The sequence below is a fragment of the Paenibacillus sp. RS8 genome (assembly GCF_041956825.1).
In the GTDB taxonomy this organism is placed as follows: domain Bacteria; phylum Bacillota; class Bacilli; order Paenibacillales; family Paenibacillaceae; genus Paenibacillus_AQ.
Window position 1 is genome coordinate 1,488,263 of record NZ_CP168131.1, and the last position, 25,026, is coordinate 1,513,288.

Genomic DNA, 25,026 nt, shown 5'->3' on the forward strand with positions numbered 1-25,026 from the left:
ACACATTGAAAAAGGTTGTATTACCAAATATAACAGCCCTTTTCAATGCGAAAATTAGGGACTAAATGTATGATTGATATCATATTACCACACCTGATTAGCAAAGGCAAGCTGGCATCCGGATTTATCCGGTTCTACCCTAATAAGTATTACCTTCCAATGTAAGGGTTGCCAGTCAGCCCAAAATTCATTAAATCAGCTTATAATTGCCATATTTATCAAATCTTTAGAAGAAACAGATCCCCGATAGCGATACAAAGTATCGCTATTTCAGGAAGGTCTACCTTCACAACTGAAGGGGTAGTCCGTTCTACTTGTCATTACTGCTATATCATTATATGCCGACTTTCGGTATATTATTCCTCTGGTTTTTCAAGAAGTTTAACTGTCGTCTGATTGACCTTCCCATTTCGGTAATAGGTGATCTTCAGATCCTCGCCAATCTTCGTTTGATTATATAAATACTTGCGAAGGGAGAGTGTGGATGTAATAGGCTCATCATTAAATTTTGTAATTACATCATTAAATTGTATTCCGGCTTCCTTTGCAGGTCCAACAGCATCCAGAACGACTACCCCATCCTTAACATTATTCGGTAGGTTCAGTTCCTTCCGTTGATCCTCTGCAAGAGGAACGTAAGGATTATTTAAATCTACGGAATATACACCTAAGTAGGACCGGGCAATACGCCCTTTTTCAGCCAGTTCATTTGCGGTATCTATCACATGGTTAGCTGGAATTGCAAACCCTAGACCCTCTACACCTGCATCGGAGATTTTCATCGTGTTAATACCGATGACTTTACCATCCAGATCCACAAGTGCTCCGCCGCTATTACCTTCATTAATCGCCGCATCGGTCTGAATGACCTCTTGCTCCCAGTCATATACGCCGTCCTGATTTAAGGATACAGGAACCTTCCGTTCAGTATAGCTGACAATCCCTGAGGTCAATGTGTCTCCAAGTCCTAAAGGGTTACCAATGGCAATGACTGTTTCACCTAGGCGAAGCTTGGAGGAATCTCCTAGCTGTGCGATCGTATTGATACCCTTAGCATCAATAGAAAGAACTGCGATATCACTCACTTTATCCGTACCAACAAGTGTAGCTTTACGTGTCTCACCATCTACTGTTACGACCTCAAGATTGCCGGAGTCTTCGATAACATGGTTATTAGTAATAATAAATGCTTTATTATCCACCTTTTTATAAATCACTCCAGAGCCTAATGCTGACTCATCCAGAATGTTCAATTCTTTATTATCTTCCTTATGATTGATAATACTAACTACTGCAGGACGAACCGTAGCAGCGGCTTGAATGATACGGTCAAACGGATCACTACTTGGAGTAACCTCCCCAGTTGTTGCTACCGACTTCGGGGCAGTTTCATGACTCATTTGTCCAGTAAGCACACTGAATAAGAACACTGCCACCACAGCACTGATTAAGGAGCAGACGGCGGATATTTGCCAAGTGGATAAGCCCTTGCGCGATCTTCGCACAGAATGCTTGCGGTTTGCAAATGATCCCTTTGATGCTTCATCCCCTCTGGACCGTGATACTTTAGTTGAATAGAAATCGTCATCAAACAATCCCACCGAAAATCTCCCCCTTCTATTGCCAAGCGTCCACAGTCTCTAAAACTTGAACCTAGCAATCACATCCCAAGCATAAACGCCTGTGCCGTCCTTAATAGAACGAAACGCATTTGTGCGAGAATTACAAGACATACAAGAACCTTAGGTGCAAAACACTTATGTTCTTATATTTCAGCACATATTACTGCATACTTTTAGACTCTCACAATCACTAAAAGGTTTCACTTTATCCATTAACCCCACAATAGTTTCAGTTAATCGAAAGAATATTAGAATCTTTCAATATATCTTCTCTATTAGGAATATTTTGCATCTTAAAAGACTACAATAATAGAAATGTTCCTTAAATTTAGGTTTTGCTCATTATGTCTACAATTGTATCACAGGCAACCCTCAATTCGTGATTTTCCTGAGGTAAAAGGTCTGCGAATTTTTTACAACTCCAATTTTGTTTTTACTATATAAGGAGGTATAATTATGAATTCTTTTTCTACAAGTATGGATCTGGTTGAGTTTATCGGTAAACTTGGTGATTTAAAGGATGAACACTATCATATGACCCTTGCCTTCAGTGCTATGATCGAATTAATGATCGATAAAGGCCTGATCTCCCGCCAAGAATTAGAACAAAAAACCGCCGAGCTTGATCAGCTTATGATAACTGGCTCAATTTATCCCATGGCGTAGGTTGATCATAATACGTATCACAAAGCTTAAACTCACTATCCTTGAAGAAACAACCCCGATCCTCCATTGCGCAACGTACCGACATTTTAGCCAAATCCATCATATTATGATCCCGGCTTAAATGCGCTAAATAGGTACGCTTGGTCCGTCCTGTGAGAATTTCACTAAGTGCTGCTCCGGCTGCTTCATTAGAAAGGTGACCCATATCGCCAAGTATACGTCGTTTCGTATTCCACGGATAACGTCCCATCCTCAGCATTTCAATATCATGATTCGCTTCCAGCACCAATACGTCTGCATCTGAAATCGCATCTCTCACCTTGTCGCTAACATACCCAAGGTCCGTAGCTACACACAGCTTCTCTTTTCCATCATAAAAATTGTAACCCACCGGTTCCGCCGCATCATGAGAAATCGCAAACGACTCTACTCGCAGACTGCCAAAATCCCTATGCTGCCCCGACTCCATAATGATTCGGTTATAGTCCGGTATTTTGCCAATGCCTTTCTCTATAGCACCCCAGGTATTGGTGTTTGCATAAATCGGAAGATCGTATTTACGGGCCATTGCCCCGAGTCCCTTGATATGATCGGAATGCTCGTGCGTAACTAGAATCCCGTCTATATCATTACCCGTTAACTCGCGCATGGCTAACAGCTCATCGATCCGCTTGGCACTCAGACCTGCGTCAATCATAAGTGTTGTCTCCCCGTTCCGTACCACCGTAACATTTCCGGTAGAACCACTGGACAGTACTGTAAATGAAATCCCCATTTTCCTTACTCCTTCTAATCTGTTGTCTTCGGACTGATGATGTCCGCACTAATAGCATCCACATAATAGGCATTGCCGTTCTCCAGCATGAACCGCCACATCGGCGACGCTACCTGACTTTCGGAGTTGAACAGCTCACCATAATAACCAAGTTCAATCTCCTTCACTACGGAGTCTGCCGGAAAATATTTTTCAATCAAACTACTAAGCGCTTGTGATGCCGGCAGTACCTTCTGTTCCTTATCACTACTGCTTGCCCCAATTTCAATCTTCGGCGAGCGGTAAGCTACAATCTTCTGATCACTATTAATCAACTCTAGTCTAACTCGGAATAACGACCACTGATTCTGAACTAGCGGGTGAAGAACAAATTTCCCAACTTCACTTTCTTGTGAATCGAAGCGATAATTGGCGATGTCGGGAATTTGACTCTCAAGCGCCTTGCTAAGGTCAGAGAATGAAGAATAGATCAGCTTACTATCTATAGGAACATCTAATTTAATAGGTGGCTCATTCTGCTCTTCAGCAGAATATCGATAAGTTATATTAGGAAGCTGCGGGGTAGACGCAGGAATTGGACACAACACACGAATCCCTTTTTGCTCCATCACCGCTTGGGTTTCTTCAGATAGGGAAGTGAAATCGAGATTAGCACTAACCTGATCGCGCAAATCAATCCACAACTGATAACAAAGCAGCAGATTCAGACCTAAAAAGGCGCAAATTAGTACATTTTTGGCTCTTCCCCAATCCATACCCTTACCTCCTAAATGTTATATAAACAACTTGTAATTAGTTTAAAGTAAGAACACTGCCATCAATAAGCGTAACCTTCCAGACTGGGAGCAGTTGCAGCTTCTCATCTTTCACTACAGGTACATACGCAGGCGTCAAATCCTTCACTCCCGAAGTTTTGCTGACTAACGACAATTGATTCTCCAGCTCCGCGCCTCCAGATAGCTCTACGATTTTCTTCTCTGCTTTACTCTCCTCAATATAGATTAATGAGCGTTCATAAGAGGATACGGTTCCCTGCTGCAATTCCAGATTAATTACGCCATACTGTAGCTGCGAATTACTCATGATCGGATAGGAGCCATATGGGTAGGAGCCATAGTATTGTTGAAAAGAGACCTTTCTCTCCTGTCTCCCCTCCTCGGTAGCTTCAAGACGATAGGTTCCGTTCCATCCACCATGCTGGTTCACAAATTCCACAGCTTCAAGCGCATCCTTGGCAGGTGTACTGTCTCCAGCTGGAAGTGCGGCTGGATCACTATAGCTCATCCAATTCCGTTCCTTATCGACCTGAAGACTGCGTTTGCTGTCCGTATAAATCTCCGATCCGTTTTTCTCGCGAATATATCTAGTACTTCCAACATCGAAGAAAAGATTACTCTGCATTTGTTCTATGGTATACATGCCTGAAGGCATCTCAACCTGAACTAGAGAGATCTTGCTGTCTGGCACATAATAATCACCGTCTACTGCCTTGTAAGGCGTCCAGTTTTTGCCGAAATCCACATGCTGCTGCACGTCTTGAACGGTTAAATCGGCTTTTGCCGCTTCATATATAATGTCACCTCTCGTACTGAAGAAAATGGCATGCGCTTTGGAGTCATTCTTAATGTTATAGATCCAAATGCGATCGATGCTTTCTCCTTCAAACAGGGAATCAGGTGACAACTGCATAACCCGCTGTAGTAACGTTACCGGAATGCCGGATCCGAACGAAAGCTCAATCCCCGGATTCTCACTACGAATCTTATCCCAGTCATAATCCTGTACCGAGTGCCGCTGGAAGCTTTCAAATCCACGACCTTTTAACCGATTCATAATTAAGCTATAGAACGTTGAGTCTGGATAAAAAAGCGTATGCTTGTTATCGCCCATATGGATGATCATTTTGTCAGGGTACAATAGGTTCTCGACCTTTTCTTCTGGTCCCATATTATCCGTCTTCACATATAGATTCTCGGAGAGTACCGCAGAGTCTGCACCAGGCAGCCGGTAAATCAAATAATAACTCTCAACAAGACTTCCCACCACGAGCAAAGCTAGAATCCATGATTTCAATCTCTCCTTCATGCCTCACTCCCCCTTTGCTCATTCAGAGGTAGCGTAAAGGTTACCTTGGAGCCTTCATTAAGCTCGGATTGCAGGGAAATAGAGCCTCCATGTGCTTTCACAATTTCCCGGGCAATGGAAAGACCGAGTCCGGTGCCTCCCATATTCCGTGAACGTGCCTTATCCACCCGATAAAAGCGTTCGAAGATCCGCTCGATGTCTTTCTTCGGAATACCAATCCCGGAATCACGTACAGAAATGGAGAGCATTCCATCCTCATTCTTCAAGGCTTCCAATTCAATCGTACCGCCTTCTGGCGTATATTTTAACGCATTCGAGACTAGATTCCCCAGCACTTGATCAATTTGATCCCGATCAAGCCATGCTGTGCTGACATCCCTACGAACCCTTGTGCTAATATCGATACGTTTCTGCCGAATCTGAAAAGAAAAACGGTCTGCTACATCCTCCAGCATCTCAGTAATATCAGTCTGCTGAATTCTGAGAAGTGCCTCTTTAGAATCCAGTCGCGAAAGATGCAGTAGATCTGTAACCAGACGAATCATACGCTCGGTTTCGTTACGAATAACCCCAACAAATCGAACCGCTAACTGCGGATCCTCCAGCGCTCCATCATCGAGTGCCTCCACATAGCTCTTAATCGTTGTAAGTGGTGTTCTTAGCTCATGCGAAACGTTCGCCACGAATTCTCGGCGTGATTCTTCCAGGTTTTCTTGCTCAGTTACATCCTGTAACACAGCAATGGTACCAGCAATCCCACCTTCACGGCGATGAATGGGAGTAAACGTCACTCTCACGATATTAGAATCTTCTCCACCCATATGTGTTAGATGAAGCATTGCGGATTGTGCGTTTCCTTTCGCCAAGGCGCCACTCTGCTCATAGTCAAGACCTAGCAGCTTGTCCAATGGAGCACCTTCAGGCAATGGACCTTCTGTTCCCAGCATAAGTGCTGCCCGAAGGTTCATAAGAATCACTACGCCATTCTCATCCGTGGCTACCACACCATCGCTCATGTTCGTCAGAATAGAGGTGAGCTTCTCCTTCTCCTCCTCATTCTGCGAGAGCGCCTCACGCAATCTTCCAGTCATATAATTGAATGCCTGACTGAGTTGTCCAATTTCATCGTTGCCCAGTACAGGCATTTTCCGATTGAAGCGGCCCTCTGCAACAGCTGTTGCATGCCTGGTCATTTCTTTAATCGGTTGTGTAATGGTGTGTGCAAGAATAACACATAAGACAACTGTCAGTGATAAGGCTAACAGCAAACCAGAGATGAATACACTGTTGATCCTGCCCATGGTTGCATATAAATCTTTCATGTCAGCAGCAATATAGATTGCCCCAACCACCTTATCACCGGAGAGCACCGGCTTGGCGACAACCTTTTTACGCACATTATCATCAGCAATAATATATTCTTCATTATCGCTGATCCCCTGCAAAGCACGATTCACTACGGTCTGAGTATTGCGCTGTCCGACATAGTCATTCTGCGAGGGTACGGAGGTGGTAATAATTTTGCCGCTGGCGTCAAGCACCTGAATCTCGGCCCCGTTAATATACAGATTATTGACCATGCCACGCAGACTTTCTACAGCCGTTTCCTCGTCCGCCGTTCCAGCCTCACTGCCAAATTTATCAGCAGTCAGGATTGACAGCATCTCAGCACGTGCCTTAAGATCCTTCGTGAAATTATCCGTTAACGAGTTCTTCATCGAGCTGACAAAATAGACTCCGATTAACTGCATAGCTATCAGAATCAGCAGTACATAAATAATAATAAGCTTGGCCTGAATTGTCCGGAAAAAGGACCACCATTTCATCACAGTCCTCCGCTTTTAGGGCTATGCATCAAATAGCCAAGTCCGCGCCGGGTATAAATATATTCCGGCTTGCTGGGATTCTCCTCAATTTTCTCTCTTAGACGACGGATCGTCACGTCTACGGTCCGCACATCACCGAAATACTCGAATCCCCACACAGCCTGCAATAAATGCTCCCGGGTCATCACCTTACCCGCATGTTTGATCATATAATAGAGCAGCTCATATTCACGATGCGTCAAATCAAGCGGTTCTCCGCCCTTGTATACCATATACATATCTGTATCAATAAATAGATCAAAATGATAAATCCCCTGCTTGCTCTCTGCAGGCTCACTCGTCACTCCCGTTGGTGACGGTTTGTGCTGTCTCCGCATTTGGGCTTTAACTCTGGCGAGCAGTTCTCGTGTACTAAAAGGTTTAGTTACATAGTCATCCGCACCAAGCTCCAGGCCAAGCACCTTATCAATCTCTCCGTCTTTGGCAGTAAGCATAATGATAGGAATGTCCAAGTGCGCAGAACGAACCTCACGACAAACATCCATCCCGTCCTTACCAGGCAGCATAAGATCAAGCAGCATAAGATCAGGCTTTTTGGACAATGCCAGTTCCACTGCACTGTTACCGTCAAAAGCACAAATAACCTCGTAGCCTTCTTTTTCTAAATTAAACTTCAATATATCAGCAATAGGCTGTTCATCGTCTACTACCAGAATCGTTCCCATCTGCATGTCTCAGCTTCACCTTCCTATCCCTACTTAAAGATCATTCCTTTATTTTAACATACCTGTCTTACCGTCACATCCTACGAAATAAGGAATCGTCCACCTCAGCCAAAGAAATTCCTTTACCATCATTTACATATCGTAAAAAAAATAAAAACTGCTCGATTAACATCGAGCAGTTGAGGTTAACGTATGAATTATTGCAAATACTTCATCGGATTTACTGCAGTGCCATTCTTCCGAATTTCAAAATGCAGATGCGTACCCGTCGAACGGCCCGTGCTTCCCATTACGCCAATCTTGGCGCCTTGCTCCAAGCGCTGTCCCGTAGAGACTGAGATGCTATTTAAGTGACCGTAATAAGTCTCGTATCCGTTACGGTGATCCACGATAACCACATTTCCATATCCACTCTTCACACCTGCAAAGACTACAGTTCCAGCATCAGAGGCTTTTATGGTTCGATTGCCAGATACCATATCTATCCCCTTATGGGCACGGCTCCAGCGTTCGCCGAAACTACTAGTAAGGGTTGCTCCGCTTACTGGCCAACTGAACATGCCAGTTCCTTCTCCAACAACCTTCGTTCCTCGATAAACAACTTCAGGTAGTGATGCTTTTATAACGGTCTGGCCCAACCATTCTTCTTGTACAACCATTCCGTTTTTCTTTGTTAACCGATACTGCATTTCTTTAAGGCCTGTTTGTCCTGGACGAACGACCTTGCTTTTGCCAGCCGGTAACTGGTCGCTTTTACGCACGATCACTTCAGGTTCTGTAACTACCTGCTCTGACACTTGCTCTACAGTAACCACTGTAACATCTGGCTGTGGTACCTTCAGCTTCAGCGTATCACCAATCTTCAACGTTAGCTCTTTCACATCAGGATTGTTACTATAAATCTCTTTTTGTGTAATTTCAAACCGTTTGGCAATCCCCGAAATCGTATCGCCCTCTTGAACGGTGTAGAGAAGCGGTGCTTCTTTACCCTCGGTAAGCGTCTTGACTGCTTCCTCCACATCCAACACTTTATTAGGATCTGTTTTTACAGGAACAATAGAGACCTCTTCAGTAATCTTAACTGACTCCACTTGCTTGGCAGCTTTTGTCTTTGCAGCATTTGAACTTGAGGCCGCTGTTCTTGTGAGCTTACTAGCTGTTGCTACTTCAGTTTGTGGAACATAGTGATTCTTTACCCCTTCAAGCACCGCATTTGCGGTCTCTTGATCCTTAACAATACCAACAGCCTTGCCATCTACCATTAATTGTACACCTACAGCATAGGCCTTCAGCATACCATCCAATTTATTAAGTGTAGCCTCACTATCAACTTCAGGCTTATACGCTTTCTGCTGTTTAATTGTAATGCCTTCTGTCTGAAGTACCATTGTTTTATCAGGATACTTGTCCTGATATTCCTGTTGCTTCTTATCGTACAGCTGATTAAGCTGTGCCTGATCGTTAAGTTTCCCGATCTCCTCGCCCTTCACCAACACTTGATAGTAGGTTTCAGTATTGGCCGCTACATACTTTTTCTCTGCACCAACCAACACAGTGGTTAGAAGTACTAGGCCAACAGCTCCAATAATCCAAGAGCGCCGAAATCTACGAGTACCTTTTTCTTGATGAAAGTGCGTGGAGTCGTGATCGAAATTGTGGCTCTGCACATCTACCCCGGATTCTGCTTTGTGGCTATCCTGCAGTTTCCCCATCCGGCGCATGAACTTAAATCTCTTCATGAAACTCTCCCTTTCAGTCCGCTCTGTCATCCGAGACGAGCGGCCAAGCTAGTTATACGATCTCGATTATATAGATTACGACCATGAATATTTCTGCATATCCTAGTTCTAAGTTCCTGCTTCTAATGGACCGTTCAAAAGGTTACAATTGGTTACAAAAAATTAACCCTTTGACATCCTTGTCTAATGTACCATAGCTGAGCGAAAAATTTCAACTTTACACATATAAAAAAACCCACGAAATATGCGGGTTTTTTGCGCAAATATGAAAATTTAACCTATTTCTTGTGTCTATAAATTGACAATTACTAGAACTACTGAAGCGATTCTGTAGTTGGTGTAAGCATTTTCATTATGCTCTCGTATTCATCAGGATCAACATATCTGGCAATGACTTGTTGTAATTCCTTAACCTCATCCTCCGTTAGTCCATCCTCCATCGCCGTAGAGATTTTCTGCATCTCATCCTGCGGTAGTTTGGACATCAAAATATTGAATATATTTACCTTCTCCGCTGAAGGGAGATTATCTTTAAAGTCACCTAATGCCTCCGGTGTCATCACCAATTTCTGGTCCTCTGAACTTCCACTCTGGTTTTCATTAGTAGAGGACTCATTTGAGGCTTGTCCCATAACCGGTAAAGCATCTTCGGGTGCTTTTTCCTCCACAGGTTCTCCTTTTTCTTTTGCCGGTGTATCCTTACTATTATCTTTATCCTTATTTACCGTACTGCCTGTCGTCGCTTCTTTATTCGTTTTAGTGGTGTTCGTTTGGCTATCCATGCCAATAATACTCTTGATCATCCCGCCTAAACCTGGGCCTGGACTATCCACTTTAATATCGAAGCTTGCCAGCACCGATTGAATATAAGCATTTACAACCACGCCCGTGGTTAGAATTGAAAGTGTACTTGCGAGTACTACAATTAGGCATACACCCAGTGCACGCTTCACAATCTTCATCTTCGTCTCTCCTCTCACCTATGTTCAAGTCTATCCGGTAGATAATATCCATATTTTTCTATACCTCCAGTATTGACTAGAACCAGCTGCGGGAAACATACGAGTAACAGTAAACATAAAAAAAGAGACCTCTCTCGAGGCCTCTTATAAATGACTATGTTGCTTAGATATAAATTGGCATTACTTGATTCGTCTGCTCACGGTTACGGCCTACTGAGAAGATGGCAATCGGAATTCCTGTAAGCTCAGACACACGCTCAACATATCTGCGTGTATTGGCTGGCAGATCGTCCAATGTTTTTGCAGAAGTAATATCTTCACTCCAACCTGGAAGCTCCTCATATACCGCTTCACATTCTGCCAGCATTTTAAGGCTAGCTGGGTAATGCGTGATTACTTCACCACGGTATTTGTAGCCTGTACAGATCTTCACAGTCTCAAGTCCGCTGAGTACATCCAGCGAGTTAAGAGACAAGCCTGTAATTCCACTTACACGGCGAGCGTGACTTACAACAACACTGTCGAACCAACCTACACGGCGAGCACGTCCAGTAACTGTGCCATATTCATGACCCGTTTCGCGGATATAGTCTCCAGTTGCATCATTCAGTTCTGTAGGGAACGGGCCATCTCCAACACGAGTGGTGTAGGCTTTAGCAACCCCGATAACTTGTTTAATCTTGGAAGGTCCAACGCCAGAACCTATGCATACTCCACCTGCAGATGGGTTAGAAGAAGTTACAAACGGATACGTACCTTGATCGATATCAAGCATTACCCCTTGTGCACCTTCAAACAATACTTTGCGGTCTGCATCAATAGCTTCATTAAGAATAACCGACGTGTCTGTCACATAGTTACGCAGTACTTCCGCATATTCTAGGTACTGGGTCAGGATCTCTTCAACATTAAGAGCTTCCGCGCCATATACTTGAGTAATCACTTGGTTCTTCTCTTCCATTAAGTGACGGAGTCTCAATTCGAATTCCTCAGCGTCCATCAGGTCAGCAATACGGATACCGTTACGCGCAGCCTTATCCATGTAACAAGGACCGATACCTTTGCGTGTTGTACCAATCTTGTTCGGACCCTTGCGGTCTTCTTCTAGAGCATCCAGTACCATGTGATAAGGCATAATAACGTGAGCCCGGTCGCTGATCACTAAGTTCTTAGTGTCAAAACCGTTCTCGTGAATATAATTAATTTCTTGGATCAAGGCAGCTGGATTAATAACCATCCCGTTACCAATTACACAAGTCTTTTCTTTATAAAATACACCAGAAGGGATTAAGCTGAGCTTAAACTTCTCACCGTCAATCAGAATCGTGTGACCGGCATTATTGCCCCCTTGATAACGGGCAACCACATCTGCACTTTCCGCTAGAAAGTCAGTGATTTTCCCTTTACCTTCGTCTCCCCATTGTGTTCCCACGACGACTACCGTTGACATGTTCATTCCTCCGTAGGTGCTAGCCAGCACCATTATTTTTCATAATATGGGCCCTGTACGTCATTCTTATGTACGTAGCCCTCCGGACTCCAAGCGGATTTACCCACTAAAGGACAATACTCAGTGTAACAGCCGTTTTTTTCAAAGTCAAATAAAACGAACGATTACACAAAGAAATGTGCAATCGTTCGGATATCATACATGACAGGTTAACCAGCAAATGGTTCTGCATGTGCTCGCTCGTAGTTAACGAACTTGTTGAAATTTTTGAGGAAGACAAGCTCTACTGTCCCAACGGGACCATTACGCTGTTTAGCTATAATAATTTCAATAATATTTTTCTTCTCAGTGTCCTGATTGTAATAGTCGTCACGATACAGGAACGCAACAATGTCGGCATCCTGCTCGATAGAACCGGATTCACGCAAGTCACTCATCATTGGTCGTTTATCCTGACGCTGCTCTACACCCCGGCTAAGCTGTGACAGGGCGATAACCGGCACGTCCAATTCACGGGCAATCTGCTTCAGTGTACGGGATATATCCGATACTTCCTGTTGCCGGTTTTCCCCGCCTTTACCGCGGCCCTGAATGAGCTGCAAGTAGTCAATGACGATCATCCCGAGGCCCTTTTCCTTCTTGAGCCTTCGACATTTCGCACGAATATCCGTTACAGTAATCCCTGCTGTATCATCGATATAAATCTCCGCCTCCGATAGGGACTGAATGCCCATAGTCAGCTTCGACCAATCATCATCACTCTTAAAGTCACCGGTACGCATAGTATTCGCATCCAGATTAGCTTCGGCACAAATCATCCGTTGTACTAGCTGCGGTGCAGACATTTCCAGACTAAATATGGCAACCGTCTCTTTGGCACGCACTGCCACATTCTGAGCAATATTTAGCGCGAATGCTGTCTTACCTACAGAAGGACGGGCTGCAACAATGATCAAATCATTGCGCTGGAATCCATTAGTCATATGGTCTAAATCCACAAATCCCGTTGGAATACCTGACATGCCGCCCTTATCTTTATTCTGATGAAGGAGTTCAACCTTATCAAATACTTCCATCAAAACATCGCGGATTGCGATAAATCCACTGCCGCTGCGCCGGTTAGAGATTTCAAGAATTCGCCGTTCTGCATCACTCAGCATATCGGCAACATCTTCGCCACCCGTGTAACCCTCGCTCACGATCTGCGTCGCTGTACGAATCAAACGCCGTAGCATAGCCTTTTCTTCAATAATCTGCGCGTAGTATTCTACGTTGGCCGCAGTAGGCACAGCATGCGCCAGCTTAGCTAAGTAGCTAACACCGCCAATATCTTCAAGCTCTCCCTTGTCCTGCAGTCTTGAGGTAAGCGTAACAAGATCAATCGGCTGGCTCTCTTCTCCGAGCTGCACCATCGCCTCAAAAATCATTTGATGCGCTTTATCGTAGAAGTCTTCGGTATTCACCCGTTCCATTGCAGTAATGAGCGCTTCATCCTGCAACAGAACAGCACCGATTACCGCTTGCTCCGCCTCAAGATTCTGCGGGGGAACCCGATCGAAAAAGAGATCTCCACCCATTTTACTCCTCCGTTACCTGAACCTTAAGGGTAGCCTTTACTTCAGTGTGTAGTTTTATACTTACTTGGAAGACTCCCAAATGGCGAATCGGTTCACCTAGCTCAATCTTGCGCTTATCGATGGAAATGCCTTGAGTGGAAGATAGCGTTTCAGCAATTTGTTTGCTCGTGATTGCGCCGAATAGACGGCCGCCTTCACCTGCTTTTGCCTTCATAGTAAGGGTAAGCTCATCTATCTTCTTGCCCAGTTGCTGTGCTTCTTCTTTTTCGTTATCTTTACGGCGTTGTTCAGCTGCTGCTTGATTCTCAAGCGTCTTCACATTGCCTTCCGTTGCCGGACGAACTAATCCACGTGGTAATAGGAAGTTCGAAGCATAACCTTCGGATACCTCTTTAACCTGACCTTTTTTACCTTGACCCTTAACATCTTTTATGAAAATGACCTTCATTCGAATAAACCCTCTTTCGATTCGATTTCAGCCAGCACTTTCAGCAGTCTGGCTTCTGCTTCTTTACATGTTCCTTCTAGCTGTACCGCGGCGTTCGATAGATGCCCACCGCCACCCATTTTTTCCATCACGACCTGTACATTCATACGCCCAAGTGATCGAGCACTAATGCTTATCAGGCCGTCTGGTCGCTCACTAATGACAAATGAAGCGACTACGTTCGTCATTCCAAGCAGCGTATCCGCTGTCTGAGCGATAAGCAGCTGCGGAATCTTCATACCTGGTGCCGTAACCACCAATGCGATTTGATCATAAATCATACGCGCATGCTTGATAATTTCGGCTTTTGAAATATACTCCTGTAAGTCCTCCTTCAGCATACGCTGAATAAGAACGGTATCCGCACCATTTCGGCGCAGAAATCCTGCAGCTTCAAATGTACGGGAGCCTGTATGCAATGCAAAGTGCTTCGTATCTACAGTAATTCCCGCTAAGAGCATTGTAGCATCCAATGGACTAATCTTTACCTTCTCATGGATATATTGAAGCAACTCTGTCACTAGCTCACAGGTTGATGAAGCATAAGGCTCTAAATAGACTAATACAGCATCGTTGATGAACTCTTCACCTCTACGGTGATGATCCACCACAACAATTCTACTAGCATATTGCACAAGCCGCGGTTCCATTGTCATTGACGCCTTATGGGTGTCCACAACAATAAGCAATGTATGCTCCGTCATTACTTGTAAGGATTGCTCCGTTGTGATGAATGACTTAAACAACTCATCATCTTTCCGAATCTGCTCCATCATGTTCGTTATGGAAGGATTAGGAGTTTCCATCACAATGCTGGCCTCTACATTATACATCTGTGCGGCCCTTAGAAGGCCAATCGCAGCGCCAACAGCATCGATATCTGGAGTCCGGTGCCCAAGGATCAGCACACGGTCGCTCTCCTGCATCAGATCACGCAGCGCATGTGCAATGACTCTTGCACGCACTCGTGTGCGCTTCTCGGCGGCATTACTCTTTCCACCGTAGAAAGATAACCTCTGACCTGCTTTTACAGCAGCCTGATCTCCACCTCTGCCGAGCGCCATATCCAGACTGGATTGCGCCAGAGCGCCTAGCTCGCTTGCAGAGTCTGCTCCAAATGCCATGCCAATACTCAGTGTCATGGGAACCTTAAGGTCGGCGGTCATTTCCCTAATCTCATCGAGAATAACGAATCGACTTTCTTCCAGCGCTTGCAGGCTACGATGATTAAGCAGCATTAGATAACGTTCAGAAGACAGACGACGCAGGTAAACATCAAACTGTTTACTCCATTCGGTGATCTCACTTGCTACCTTAGCAATCAGAGAAGTACGCTGTTGATCATCCATTCCTTGAGCAGATTCATCTAGATTATCCATCATCACTATACCGATCGCCAGCTTCTCATCCTCATAACGTTCACGTAGCACCACAAGCTCAGTAATGTCATACATGTATAGAATACGTTCACTTGGAATAATTACGGCTTGATAATATCGTTCATCCACAGTGAGCTCAAGGCGAGTGTCGTGCAATACACCTTCTTTGAGGACATCCCGTTTTCCTGTTACATTCGTCGTAAAAAAAGACTGCATATCTGGCAGTAATTCCTGCAGTGGTTCACCAACTAAAGACTTGCGTGCAAAAACATCACCGGCATAGCGGTTATTCCATTCTACTGTTCGATCCTCGCTAAACAGAATGATTCCGAGGGGCAGCATGCTAACTGCTTCTCCCTCCACCCGCTTAATACGAAAAGTTAATCCATTTATATATTCCACCAAATTACGGCGGAACGTAATCTCCGTCTTCAGCATATAGAAGCATAATGTACCTGCCAGAAACAGGCTAACGACCCCTAGTGCCCAATTATAAATACTAACAATTATAATAAGGGCCAACAGCAGCATGAACGCCCATACGGTATGATAGCCGTGCCAGCGTCTTTGCAGAAATTTAGGCATGAACTCTCACCCTATCGTTTCGATTTCGTCACATACTCCCGCAGTGGGAAAGCAAGATCAATAATACCAATAATGCGTAGCGGCGGTAGTAAAATGACCGGAATTGCTAGCAGAATAGCAGCCATCTTGTTCCATTTGCGTTCATGCGCCAGGAAGAAGAAGAATCCAATCGCCTGAATCATAAAGCCAATTCGCAGCAACGGCAGCAGATTGGCAGAAATCATGAGGATGTAATTATTCTCCGATCCTGCGAAGAAGAGCTGAAGAACCACACCAATCAAATAATACCAAATAAACGATCTAGAAAGTCTCCACTCACGAGCAGGCTTCATCTTAGGCGCTGCATAATTCATACTGTTCAAAATCGGACGGACAATAGAATGCGTAATGACAGCTATCATGAAAGAGCTTACGATTAGAGTCATCGGGATCATTTGAACCGTCATATGACTTAGCTTGTTTACATCCTCAGTCGTAAACCCAAGATCAGTAAACAGTGGATTAGCGGTACCGAGATCAGACAGAGGTGAGTTAACCATCTGTAGCACATCGTTCACATAGTTAGACAGATCAAAATTAAATAACGCCGTACCGAGTAATAAGAGTAACAAGAATTCTCCAAGAATTGTAACTGTACCCGCAATCACGGTAGACATTGCTGAGGCATGTCTTTTATACCAACGTCCCATAACCAGAGCAGGTATTAAGAAATACGCCGCGATCAGCACATAAATAGGTGTAATCAGACCAACGATCAGCAACACCGGTAATACGTGTAGAACGAATTGTTTGGTGTTCAGCGTAGTGAATAACACTACTGCCGGAACAATCATAAATAAGGTAGTGATGATGAGCAGTGGAGTCGTTAAACTAAGCAGCAAAAGTAAGTATGCTACACTCCAAGCCACAGATGACCAGCGAAATTTCAACAGTATTCACCTCTTACGCATATGTTCTTCTAAAGCAGATATATCTTGATACCATTCTTCCAACTGATGCCCTTCCTGCTTATGCTTTCTGAGCTTCTCGAGTAGCAAGTCATCTAACTGACGATAAGGAATCCCTAGTCTGCGGCCCAATATATAAGAGCTCATAATCAAACTAGCCAGGCTGTCACCCACACGGGTAGTACTGCCTTCCCATAACGCTTTAAATAACCGTGAAACTTGGTCAATCACTTCTGTTTTTAACCATTCAATTACCTTAGCGCGTTTAGCTACATCTAGATCCTTCGGCACATTGGACACGTCTCTCTACCTCCGGCAAAAAGCTTTATTCTCCATTATAGCATAAAAAATTCCGTGTCACACAAGGCGCCCCGCGCACCTTAAGTATGCTTCAACAAGGGCCGAACTAATACTTCTAACCTTTTTAAAAAAAGACCTGTTTTCCGTTATCGCCGGAAATACAGGCCTTGTTCCGATTGCTTCTATTACCGCGAATAAATTGGGCTATAATGACTCTTGTGATTGTTTTGATACAAATTTCTCACAATATTCTATGACTTGACTCCGGCGAACAATACCAATAAACCGGTTCATATCATCGACTACAGGAACAAAGTTCTGTACCTTAGCCAAATTAATCAGATCTTCCATATCCGCATCAATCGAGACAGGTCTGTTATTCATCCTTAACGGCAAATCTTTAAGTAAGAATTTTGAAGCGTTCTCGAAAGTAACCTTGCCCTCGGATTCCTTCATATACCAGAGCAGATCACCCTCTGTAACCGTGCCAGCATATTCTCCATTTCGGTTCAGAATAGGGACAGCAGTGTAACGGTGGAACTCCATCCTCTCCAGCGTTTGGCGTAGCGTTGAATCGATCGTTACGCAAGCGACTTCCTGTTTCGGAAGTAAAAAAAATGCAATATTCATCTCTTGATCCTCCTCAAAGAGTTCCGAAGGAATTACGGTTCTTTAGCTTCCTCTTACTGCCATGCAAAATTATTAATACGTGACAGCTTAATAATAGTTCCAATACATTATAGCATGAAGACAGTAAGCAGCAGCCATGAGAATGTAAATGGCTGCTGCAATTATTTATATGAGTTTAATTTCCACTTTAGAATTATTGCGTAACTGCCGTTGCTTTAGGTTCCAGTGCATTACTTGCTTTTCCAGGTTCGATTAGTTGATCTATAGGTGTTGCTGCATTCATCCAGTTGTCAATCATCGCCTTAGCTTCACTCAGATCCTCTTCATCAACGATATCATAATAAATACCATCCATACGTTTACCTTCGCCCATAACTGTGAAGCTGGAGATATCCATCCCTTTTCCGCCCATGAATTTCTTAGCTAGGCTAATAATCATCGAAGGCTCTATATCGGTCTTGAAGTTATCCCCCATAATATCAAGCAGTTTTGGAATGTTGCCAATTTGGCTGATCGATAACATTTTATTAGCCACAACATCAATAAAAACTTGTTGGCGCTTGGTGCGGTTAAAGTCACTATCCTCACGATAACGCGTATAATTCAGCGCTTCTTGTCCGTTATAAAGCGATTTTCCAGCTTCAATTGTAAACTTTTCATGATCCTTACCTTTGTTCACAATGTCTTTCTTAATCGGCAGTGGAACGCCTCCAATAGCATCTACAGCATCCTTGAGTCCTTGGAAGTTGATTGTGGCATAATATTGAATATCATGACCAAGCAGCGCTTCTAGAGAATCCTTGGCCATTTGTTGCCCCCCAAAAGCATAGGCATGTGTAATCTTATCCTTTTTATTATCCTTATGGCCTATAATTTCCGTATACGTATCACGCGGAATAGAAATAAGCAGGATCTTATAATCCTCTGGGCGAACAACAGCGTACATCATGGTATCCGAACGTGCGGTTTCATTTTCGCGTTGATCGGTACCTAGCAGCATAATTGAGAACGGATCGCTTTTGTACACAACCGGTTCTGGCTTAACCTTGTTATCATCCTTAAGTGGCTGGTAAGATTCTTCCTTTAGCTTAGTTTCAACCCGATCAGACAAAAAGAGGTCGAAGGCTAATACAGCCAAGGAATTACGAAACAGAAAGCCTCCCGCTATAATAACAACAAGAACGATGAGGGCGATATATCTTTTCTTTATTTTTTTCATCTTTGATTCCTTCTTTATTGTAGAATAATTGCTTGCCTTATATATAATGCTCCCTGATCTTCATCAGGCAGTCATGTCTTTATTTCTCACAGCGATCGGCTATCCCTTATTCCATTATCTTATTGTCCCCCCATTCAGGAAATTCAGGTCATTCAAAATTATAGAAAAAAATTTTTTGCGGTCCTAAAAATAATGTGGAGTAAAACAATATTTCTATTGTAATCACTAAATGGATAAAAAGAAACAACAAATAACGACATGAATAGGGAAAAAGCCCCAAACCAAGTAATATATACTGGTATGGCGCTCCAACATTAATTCCTAATTTTGAGCGGTTGTATCATATGTTTAACCCTATCTCCAGATTGCAAACCGCGGAAGAACCCATAATCAAATAATTTTGCTGCCCCTTCAAAACGGCTCTCATAAGTTTTTGCCCCCATAACAACTGCAATAAGCCTATGGCCATCCCGCTGGGCTGAGCCTGCAATGCAGTATCCTGCCCGGTTATCATGCCCAGTCTTTAAGCCATCTGTACCCTCATAAGCGTAAATACCACCCATAGCTGGAAGCATGAAATTACTGTTACTTACATATAGACCTTTATCCTTCAAATGCATTTGAGTACGGCTAGAAATATCAAGAATATCCGGATGATGATAGATTAGTGCGGCAGCCAATTTGGCGGTGTCCCGAGCTGTCATCATAGTCTCACCGCTGATATGCACATTGGGAGCAGTAAAACCAAGATCCTTACCCGATAGTCCCGTTGAGTTGGTAAATATTGTGTTGGAAGATAATCCTAGACTACGTGCCTTTTCGTTCATCATTAGCACAAATGAAGCTTCTGAGCCAGCCATATACTCTGCCAATGCAACAGTAGCATCGTTAGCAGAATAAATGGTCATTCCCTCAAATAGTTCCCTTATGGTATAGAATTCTCCACGCTTCAATGAGAGACTTGTGCCACCCATTTTACTTGCGAAATCACTAATTGTAACCCTATCTTCCCATCTAATCATTCCAGAGGAGATTTGATCCAGCACAATCATTTCTGTCATTAATTTAGACACACTGGCCGGTGGCATGGGTACATCACCGTTTATATCCACCCATATATCTCCGGTATCCATATCTAAAAGCACTGCTGATTCCGCATCAATATTCGGTTTAAAACCAAGCCCAGTTGGCCTCCACACCACAAGCAAGACAACGACTAAAACAGCTGCAATTGTCCCCACTATTATCCGTCTTTTCATCGTCGTCATCCTCCATACTATATATGACGAATGAAACTACAATTTGATTTCACTTTTCACAAAAAATTTTTATTTTATTTTTCGTCCTCTTCCTTAATCCACCATTTATAAGGATCAATAATCGTACTTATAGAGTTCACACGAACGCCTTGTAGGCGCTTATTTACTGGAACAATAGCCTTTCGTTCAGCAAAAAAGATCATAGGCACTTCTTCATTAACTAGCTTCTGCCACTCATAATATATTTCTTTGCGATAATCCATATCATATGCCTTCATACTTACGCCTTCACGAATCAGCTCTTCATTACGCTCCGAAGACCAACGCGGATAGTTCCACAGATCATTTTCTCTCCATAGACCCGTAGGATCAGGATCACTCGCCAGCCCCCATACTCCGTAAAATAGTTCGATCGACGGATCGTCGGCTTCCACTGCGTCGTAGAAGGTGTGGAATTCCTTTAATGCTCCGCCGTTTAGCTGTACATCGAGTCCAACATCACGCCAATTTCTTAAAATGGCATTCGTACGCAGCTCTGCTGTTTGGCTGCCCAGCATAGAATCAAAATGAATCATCAGCTTTTGGCCCTTCGGATCTTCCCGTAATCCATCACCGTCTACATCCAAAAAACCAGCATCATCCAGCAGTTCCTTAGCCTTTGCAGGATTATATAGATAAGCATTAATCTGATTATCAGGAATCTTTGCCCAACTTGTACTAGATATTGGAGTCTCTACAGGTTCAGCCAGACCGTGGGAATATGCTTTTATGATCCCTTCACGATCTAGAGCATAGTACATAGCTTGGCGTAACCTTTTATCTTCAAATTTAGGGTTATCCATTACGATGGTCTCGGTTTCAGTATCCCAATGTCCGAATTTAAAACCAATATATTCATAGCCTAGCTCAGCAGTTTGCAAGATATTTACATTCTCCAATTTATTTAGCTCTTCATAAGCATCCCTAGGGGCTGACTCTATATCAATTTCTCCTGTTTGAAAACGTTCGGCCACTTCCCTATCGTCAAAAGCCTTATACACTACGCCTTCCAATAGCGCCTTACCTTTATAGTATTGATCAAAACGTTTCATTTCTACCCTCTCACCAGGCTGAATAAGTTCAACTTCAAAAGGGCCAATCCCAATAGGAGATTTTCGCATCTGGTCACTCTCGGGCATATCTTTAACAGCGATTCCAGTATAGTATTTCTTATTCATCGGATAAGGCCATAGACTATCGATAGTGTTTACCCGTGCAGCAGTTACAGTTATTTTCAAAGTATAGGGATCTATAACCTTCAAGCCGGATATAGCCTTCGCTTCTTTCTTATGATAGGCTTCTGCACCCTGAATCATTTCAACACTATAATAACGCGAGCCCGTATAATCTGGATCAGCGATAGTTTCAATCGCAAATTTCCAATCCTCGACCGTTAATTCATCACCGTTGTGCCAACGGATTCCCGGTTTGATTTTAAAGGTAAATACTTTATGATCGTCAGATTCCTGCCAAGAAGCGATATTAGGAACCGTTAATAGATCATCATTTACGCTAAACATCGGCTCAGTAATAAACTCTAACACATGAAAATCATCTTCACCTTCATAAAATGCAGGCTCAAACAAGCCCGTAAACGGTGAGGAGAATCCGTAAGTAATTACTCCACCAGCTTGTGGCTTATCCTCTACCAAATTATGTCGAAAAGATAATGAATTACTGCTGGAAGTTGCTCTACTACATGCTGACAATAGGGTCGCCATCACAAGCAGCATAAACAACAACCTGCACATCTTCTTATTATTCATGTGTTTCTTCCCTTCTCTAGTTGAACGTATATCTACATATATCTACATATAAGCTACGGTATATAAATATTTTTACTGTAACAAAGTTTTATGGCGGTTACAATAACTTCTAAGCTATAGGCCTTTACTCCTGCTTGAATTTCATATTTTCGTTGTATTAATAAAAAAAGACCTGCCTCGCGGACAGATCTTCATTGCATTTATTCTTCATCCTTATGCGTAATTCTCAAGCCTTCAACATGTTTACGCTGCATCAATTTGCGCTTTTTACGAGTATCCTTACTCTCAAAAATAATATCAAAGTCATATTCCTCCGGATATAGCTCTTCTTTTGAAAGGTAAGGCTTCAACCGCTTATGATTAATTTTCATTTTTTGCTTCTGAATCATTACTCCAACCATACCTAAATGATCTCGCTTCTCGTATACGATTCCTGTCCGGCCCAGTGATGTTACAACAACTGCATCTCCAATTTCAAAATCGACCAGCTTCTCCTTACTGCGGATGGATGGAGTAGCCTCTTCTTCTGCGTTTTCATGTACCTCTACTGTTGCTACAGCGTTTCTCGGCTCTTCCTCTTTGCTGAACAGACTGCCCCATGCCTCCCCGCTGCCTTTCTGCAGCCTTTGTTGCTGCGCCTCTACAATTTCCCATGATCGTTTGATAACACTGTCCTGTATACCTAGCTTTTTAGCGATTTGCAGAGCATAACTCTCCCCCGCTTCCCCGATAGTCAAGCGATACAACGGTTGCAACGTCTCTTTGTCGAATTCCATTCGTGCATTTTGAAAGCCAGTCGTTGCGGCTGCGAAGGCTTTTAGCTCATTAAAATGTGTCGTAACGATAATATTCGCGCCTTTACGGCTCAGCTCTTCCAGAATCGCGATAGAGAGCGCAATGCCTTCCCCTGGGTCTGTACCAGCCGCCAGCTCATCAATGAGCAGCAGCACCCCTTTAGATGCATCTCTCAGCATTCCCTCAATACTCTTCATTTGCGCCGAGAACGTACTAAGTGATTGTGCCAGACTTTGTCCGTCGCCGATTACACTGATCACGTCCGAAAAAACAGTGAACTCGCTTCCCTCCTCAACCGGAATCAACAGCCCTGATTGAGCCATGATCGTCAGCAATCCCAGAGTCTTTAAAACCACAGTTTTCCCACCTGTATTTGGTCCTGTAATAATCAGTGATTTATAACCCCTCCCAATTTCTAGATTGATCGGAATCATATCCTTCAGCATGGGATGCCTACCACCGTTCATCTTTAAAAAGCCTTTGGCATTCAGCGTGACAGCAGATGCTCCCAGCGTTCGTGCGTATTTAGCTTTGGCAAAAATAAAATCATACGTGCCCGTAACCTCGATATTAAGGCGCAGTGTGGTCTGTTCCTGCTCTACCATACTAGTCAGCATACTAAGGATTACAGCTTCTTCTCGCGCCTCTTCTCCTAACAACAAATCAAGCTCAATCTGGAGGGAAGCAATCTCGTCCGGTTCGATAAAGACCGTCTGTCCGCTTGTGGATTGATCAAGTACCGATCCCTTTATTTGCTTATGATATTCCCGTTTTACGGGGATAACGTAACGCCCGCCTCGCTGACTATAAATATTCTCCTGTAAAATCGATTGATGGCGTGACATAATCCCGTCGATTTTTTTATGAAGACGTTCTTTAGCCACTACGATCCGCTTACGAACACGCTCTAGCCCCTTACTTGCTCCATCATCAATTGCACCAAAACGGATACAGCGATCAATAGCCTCTCTCACATGATTTAATTCCATCAACGAAGAGGCATATGCAGCAATTCGTGGAGTGCTTTGCTCTTTAGAGGCCATATATTTGCGCAGTTGACTACAGCTCTTTTAAGAAATGTAGCAACTGCTGTGAAGTCTTGCTCATTGTACAAATATCCAGTCCCCATTAATGACATGATCCACTCAATCCCTTCTAATGAAGGAATCGGTACACTTGATCCTCGTTCCAGCAGTTCCTTAGCTTCAGAAGTTTCCTCGATTGCTCTTTGAATCGTCGGTAAATAAGTCATTGGCATAAGCTCTTCAACAGCTTTCTTTCCCACATAAGAAACTGCGTGACGGGCAAGCTCAGTTTTAATAATCTCGTATTCCAATGTGTTTAGACTTTGTAAGTTCACAGCAAATCCTCCTTCAAATCTCTATTGGTTTGGACCTAATTCTCCCTAACGCAAAGAAGGACAAAGAATGCCACTATGGCAGTCCTTGCCCTTCTTTTTAAACTGATGCCTCCTATCGTTCTAAGGCCCTTAAATGTAGCAGGTGCCGAAAAACAAAAAAACCGTGCAATAAGAGCACGGTTAATTACAAAGAGAACAACAGCCGTAAAGAGGCCATTTGACGCTTCGTGTGTTCTTAACTAAATCATCCACTCGTAAGGAACAACAGACTGCTGCGTAATACGAACTCAAATAGAGCACGTAATCGCCTCATGACGAGCCTGCTAAAGCCTTCCTAATCAAGTGTTATGAAATTGCTAGTTAAGAACGGTCACCAACATCAAAATTTCCCCTTTAGTTATAGGATAGCTGTAATTTAACACATTACGGTTCCATCGTCAAATCGGTGAATACCCAAATCATTCAATTTCATGCTATCCCTCTAATCGTGCTCTCATTTCTATGTACAAAAAAAGCAGTCGGTTTCCCGACTGCTTTTATATAACGTCCTATTCCGTTGTGTAAGGAAGCAACGCGATTTGACGCGAGCGTTTTACAGCAATGGTAAGAGCACGTTGGTATTTTGCACTTGTACCTGTTACACGACGTGGCAAAATCTTTCCACGTTCGCTGATGAACTTCTTAAGAAGTTCGGTATCTTTATAATCAATGTGAGTAATCTTGTTCACAGTGAAAAAGCAAACTTTTTTACGCTTGTTGCGTCCACCACGACGTGCCGGTCTTTTGTCGTTGTCGGCGCCTTCTCTTGGTTTAAAAGCCATATTCTTTTCAGT

General features: G+C 43.5%; 22 protein-coding genes. 1 reads left to right on the top strand and 21 read right to left on the bottom strand.

The window, feature by feature from the left end:
• Positions 1 to 356 precede the first annotated feature (356 nt).
• Positions 357 to 1,601, bottom strand: coding sequence for a S1C family serine protease (locus ACDZ28_RS07890; RefSeq protein WP_042131699.1), 1,245 nt, complete (start codon positions 1,599 to 1,601; stop codon positions 357 to 359).
• 477 nt (positions 1,602 to 2,078) lie between these two features.
• Here ACDZ28_RS07890 and ACDZ28_RS07895 point away from each other — a divergent pair, with 477 nt between their 5' ends.
• Positions 2,079 to 2,288 carry a hypothetical protein gene (locus ACDZ28_RS07895; protein WP_375104417.1) on the top strand — a complete coding sequence of 70 codons (210 nt, stop codon included), beginning with the start codon at positions 2,079 to 2,081 and terminating at the stop codon, positions 2,286 to 2,288.
• Here ACDZ28_RS07895 and ACDZ28_RS07900 read toward each other — a convergent pair.
• From ACDZ28_RS07900 to rpsR, 20 genes are all read right to left on the bottom strand, one after another.
• Positions 2,254 to 3,063: an MBL fold metallo-hydrolase gene (locus ACDZ28_RS07900; RefSeq protein ID WP_339288671.1), complete on the bottom strand. Its 810-nt coding sequence runs from the start codon at positions 3,061 to 3,063 to the stop codon at positions 2,254 to 2,256. The genes ACDZ28_RS07895 and ACDZ28_RS07900 overlap by 35 nt on opposite strands.
• 14 nt (positions 3,064 to 3,077) lie before the next feature.
• Positions 3,078 to 3,818, bottom strand: a complete 741-nt coding sequence (gene yycI / locus ACDZ28_RS07905; RefSeq protein ID WP_042131702.1) for a two-component system regulatory protein YycI — start codon at positions 3,816 to 3,818, stop codon at positions 3,078 to 3,080.
• Positions 3,819 to 3,855: 37 nt separating this feature from the next.
• Positions 3,856 to 5,148 carry a YycH family regulatory protein gene (locus tag ACDZ28_RS07910; RefSeq protein ID WP_076120607.1) on the bottom strand — a complete coding sequence of 431 codons (1,293 nt, stop codon included), beginning with the start codon at positions 5,146 to 5,148 and terminating at the stop codon, positions 3,856 to 3,858.
• Positions 5,145 to 6,974 carry a cell wall metabolism sensor histidine kinase WalK gene (gene walK, locus ACDZ28_RS07915; protein WP_042131705.1) on the bottom strand — a complete coding sequence of 610 codons (1,830 nt, stop codon included), beginning with the start codon at positions 6,972 to 6,974 and terminating at the stop codon, positions 5,145 to 5,147. Before walK ends, ACDZ28_RS07910 begins: the two co-directional genes overlap by 4 nt.
• Positions 6,974 to 7,705 carry a response regulator YycF gene (yycF, locus tag ACDZ28_RS07920; RefSeq protein ID WP_042131706.1) on the bottom strand — a complete coding sequence of 244 codons (732 nt, stop codon included), beginning with the start codon at positions 7,703 to 7,705 and terminating at the stop codon, positions 6,974 to 6,976. The genes walK and yycF overlap by 1 nt, the downstream gene beginning before the upstream one ends.
• A 191-nt stretch (positions 7,706 to 7,896) precedes the next feature.
• Positions 7,897 to 9,438, bottom strand: coding sequence for a M23 family metallopeptidase (locus ACDZ28_RS07925; RefSeq protein WP_052414782.1), 1,542 nt, complete (start codon positions 9,436 to 9,438; stop codon positions 7,897 to 7,899).
• Positions 9,439 to 9,752: 314 nt separating this feature from the next.
• A complete protein-coding gene (locus ACDZ28_RS07930; protein WP_339288675.1) occupies positions 9,753 to 10,400 on the bottom strand; it encodes a hypothetical protein in 648 nt (215 codons plus the stop codon).
• A 163-nt stretch (positions 10,401 to 10,563) separates the two neighbouring features.
• A complete protein-coding gene (locus tag ACDZ28_RS07935; protein ID WP_076120609.1) occupies positions 10,564 to 11,850 on the bottom strand; it encodes an adenylosuccinate synthase in 1,287 nt (428 codons plus the stop codon).
• 209 nt (positions 11,851 to 12,059) lie between these two features.
• Complete coding sequence (gene dnaB, locus ACDZ28_RS07940) at positions 12,060 to 13,427, bottom strand: replicative DNA helicase (protein ID WP_042131710.1); 1,368 nt, start codon at positions 13,425 to 13,427, stop codon at positions 12,060 to 12,062.
• Position 13,428: 1 nt separating this feature from the next.
• Complete coding sequence (rplI, locus tag ACDZ28_RS07945) at positions 13,429 to 13,875, bottom strand: 50S ribosomal protein L9 (protein WP_339288676.1); 447 nt, start codon at positions 13,873 to 13,875, stop codon at positions 13,429 to 13,431.
• Positions 13,872 to 15,878: a DHH family phosphoesterase gene (locus ACDZ28_RS07950; protein ID WP_042131713.1), complete on the bottom strand. Its 2,007-nt coding sequence runs from the start codon at positions 15,876 to 15,878 to the stop codon at positions 13,872 to 13,874. The genes rplI and ACDZ28_RS07950 overlap by 4 nt, the downstream gene beginning before the upstream one ends.
• An 11-nt stretch (positions 15,879 to 15,889) precedes the next feature.
• Positions 15,890 to 16,807, bottom strand: a complete 918-nt coding sequence (locus ACDZ28_RS07955; RefSeq protein WP_042131714.1) for a DUF2232 domain-containing protein — start codon at positions 16,805 to 16,807, stop codon at positions 15,890 to 15,892.
• A gap of 6 nt (positions 16,808 to 16,813) precedes the next feature.
• Positions 16,814 to 17,116, bottom strand: a complete 303-nt coding sequence (locus ACDZ28_RS07960; RefSeq protein ID WP_170880353.1) for a MazG-like family protein — start codon at positions 17,114 to 17,116, stop codon at positions 16,814 to 16,816.
• Between the two features lie 213 nt (positions 17,117 to 17,329).
• Positions 17,330 to 17,755 carry a CBS domain-containing protein gene (locus tag ACDZ28_RS07965; protein ID WP_042131716.1) on the bottom strand — a complete coding sequence of 142 codons (426 nt, stop codon included), beginning with the start codon at positions 17,753 to 17,755 and terminating at the stop codon, positions 17,330 to 17,332.
• Between the two features lie 193 nt (positions 17,756 to 17,948).
• The gene (locus ACDZ28_RS07970) at positions 17,949 to 18,974 is read right to left on the bottom strand and encodes an LCP family protein (RefSeq protein WP_042131717.1); all 1,026 of its coding nucleotides are present in this window, start codon (positions 18,972 to 18,974) and stop codon (positions 17,949 to 17,951) included.
• Between the two features lie 314 nt (positions 18,975 to 19,288).
• Complete coding sequence (locus ACDZ28_RS07975; RefSeq protein WP_375104418.1) at positions 19,289 to 20,233, bottom strand: D-alanyl-D-alanine carboxypeptidase family protein; 945 nt, start codon at positions 20,231 to 20,233, stop codon at positions 19,289 to 19,291.
• A gap of 74 nt (positions 20,234 to 20,307) precedes the next feature.
• Positions 20,308 to 22,038, bottom strand: coding sequence for an oligopeptide ABC transporter substrate-binding protein (opp4A, locus tag ACDZ28_RS07980; protein ID WP_231573996.1), 1,731 nt, complete (start codon positions 22,036 to 22,038; stop codon positions 20,308 to 20,310).
• A 200-nt stretch (positions 22,039 to 22,238) separates the two neighbouring features.
• Positions 22,239 to 23,822, bottom strand: a complete 1,584-nt coding sequence (locus tag ACDZ28_RS07985; RefSeq protein ID WP_375105318.1) for a DNA mismatch repair protein MutS — start codon at positions 23,820 to 23,822, stop codon at positions 22,239 to 22,241.
• Positions 23,822 to 24,193 (bottom strand): hypothetical protein, encoded by a 372-nt coding sequence (locus ACDZ28_RS07990; RefSeq protein ID WP_375104419.1) that lies wholly within the window; start codon positions 24,191 to 24,193, stop codon positions 23,822 to 23,824. Before ACDZ28_RS07990 ends, ACDZ28_RS07985 begins: the two co-directional genes overlap by 1 nt.
• 548 nt (positions 24,194 to 24,741) lie before the next feature.
• The gene (gene rpsR / locus ACDZ28_RS07995; protein ID WP_036651767.1) at positions 24,742 to 25,014 is read right to left on the bottom strand and encodes a 30S ribosomal protein S18; all 273 of its coding nucleotides are present in this window, start codon (positions 25,012 to 25,014) and stop codon (positions 24,742 to 24,744) included.
• Between the last annotated feature and the right edge of the window lie 12 nt (positions 25,015 to 25,026).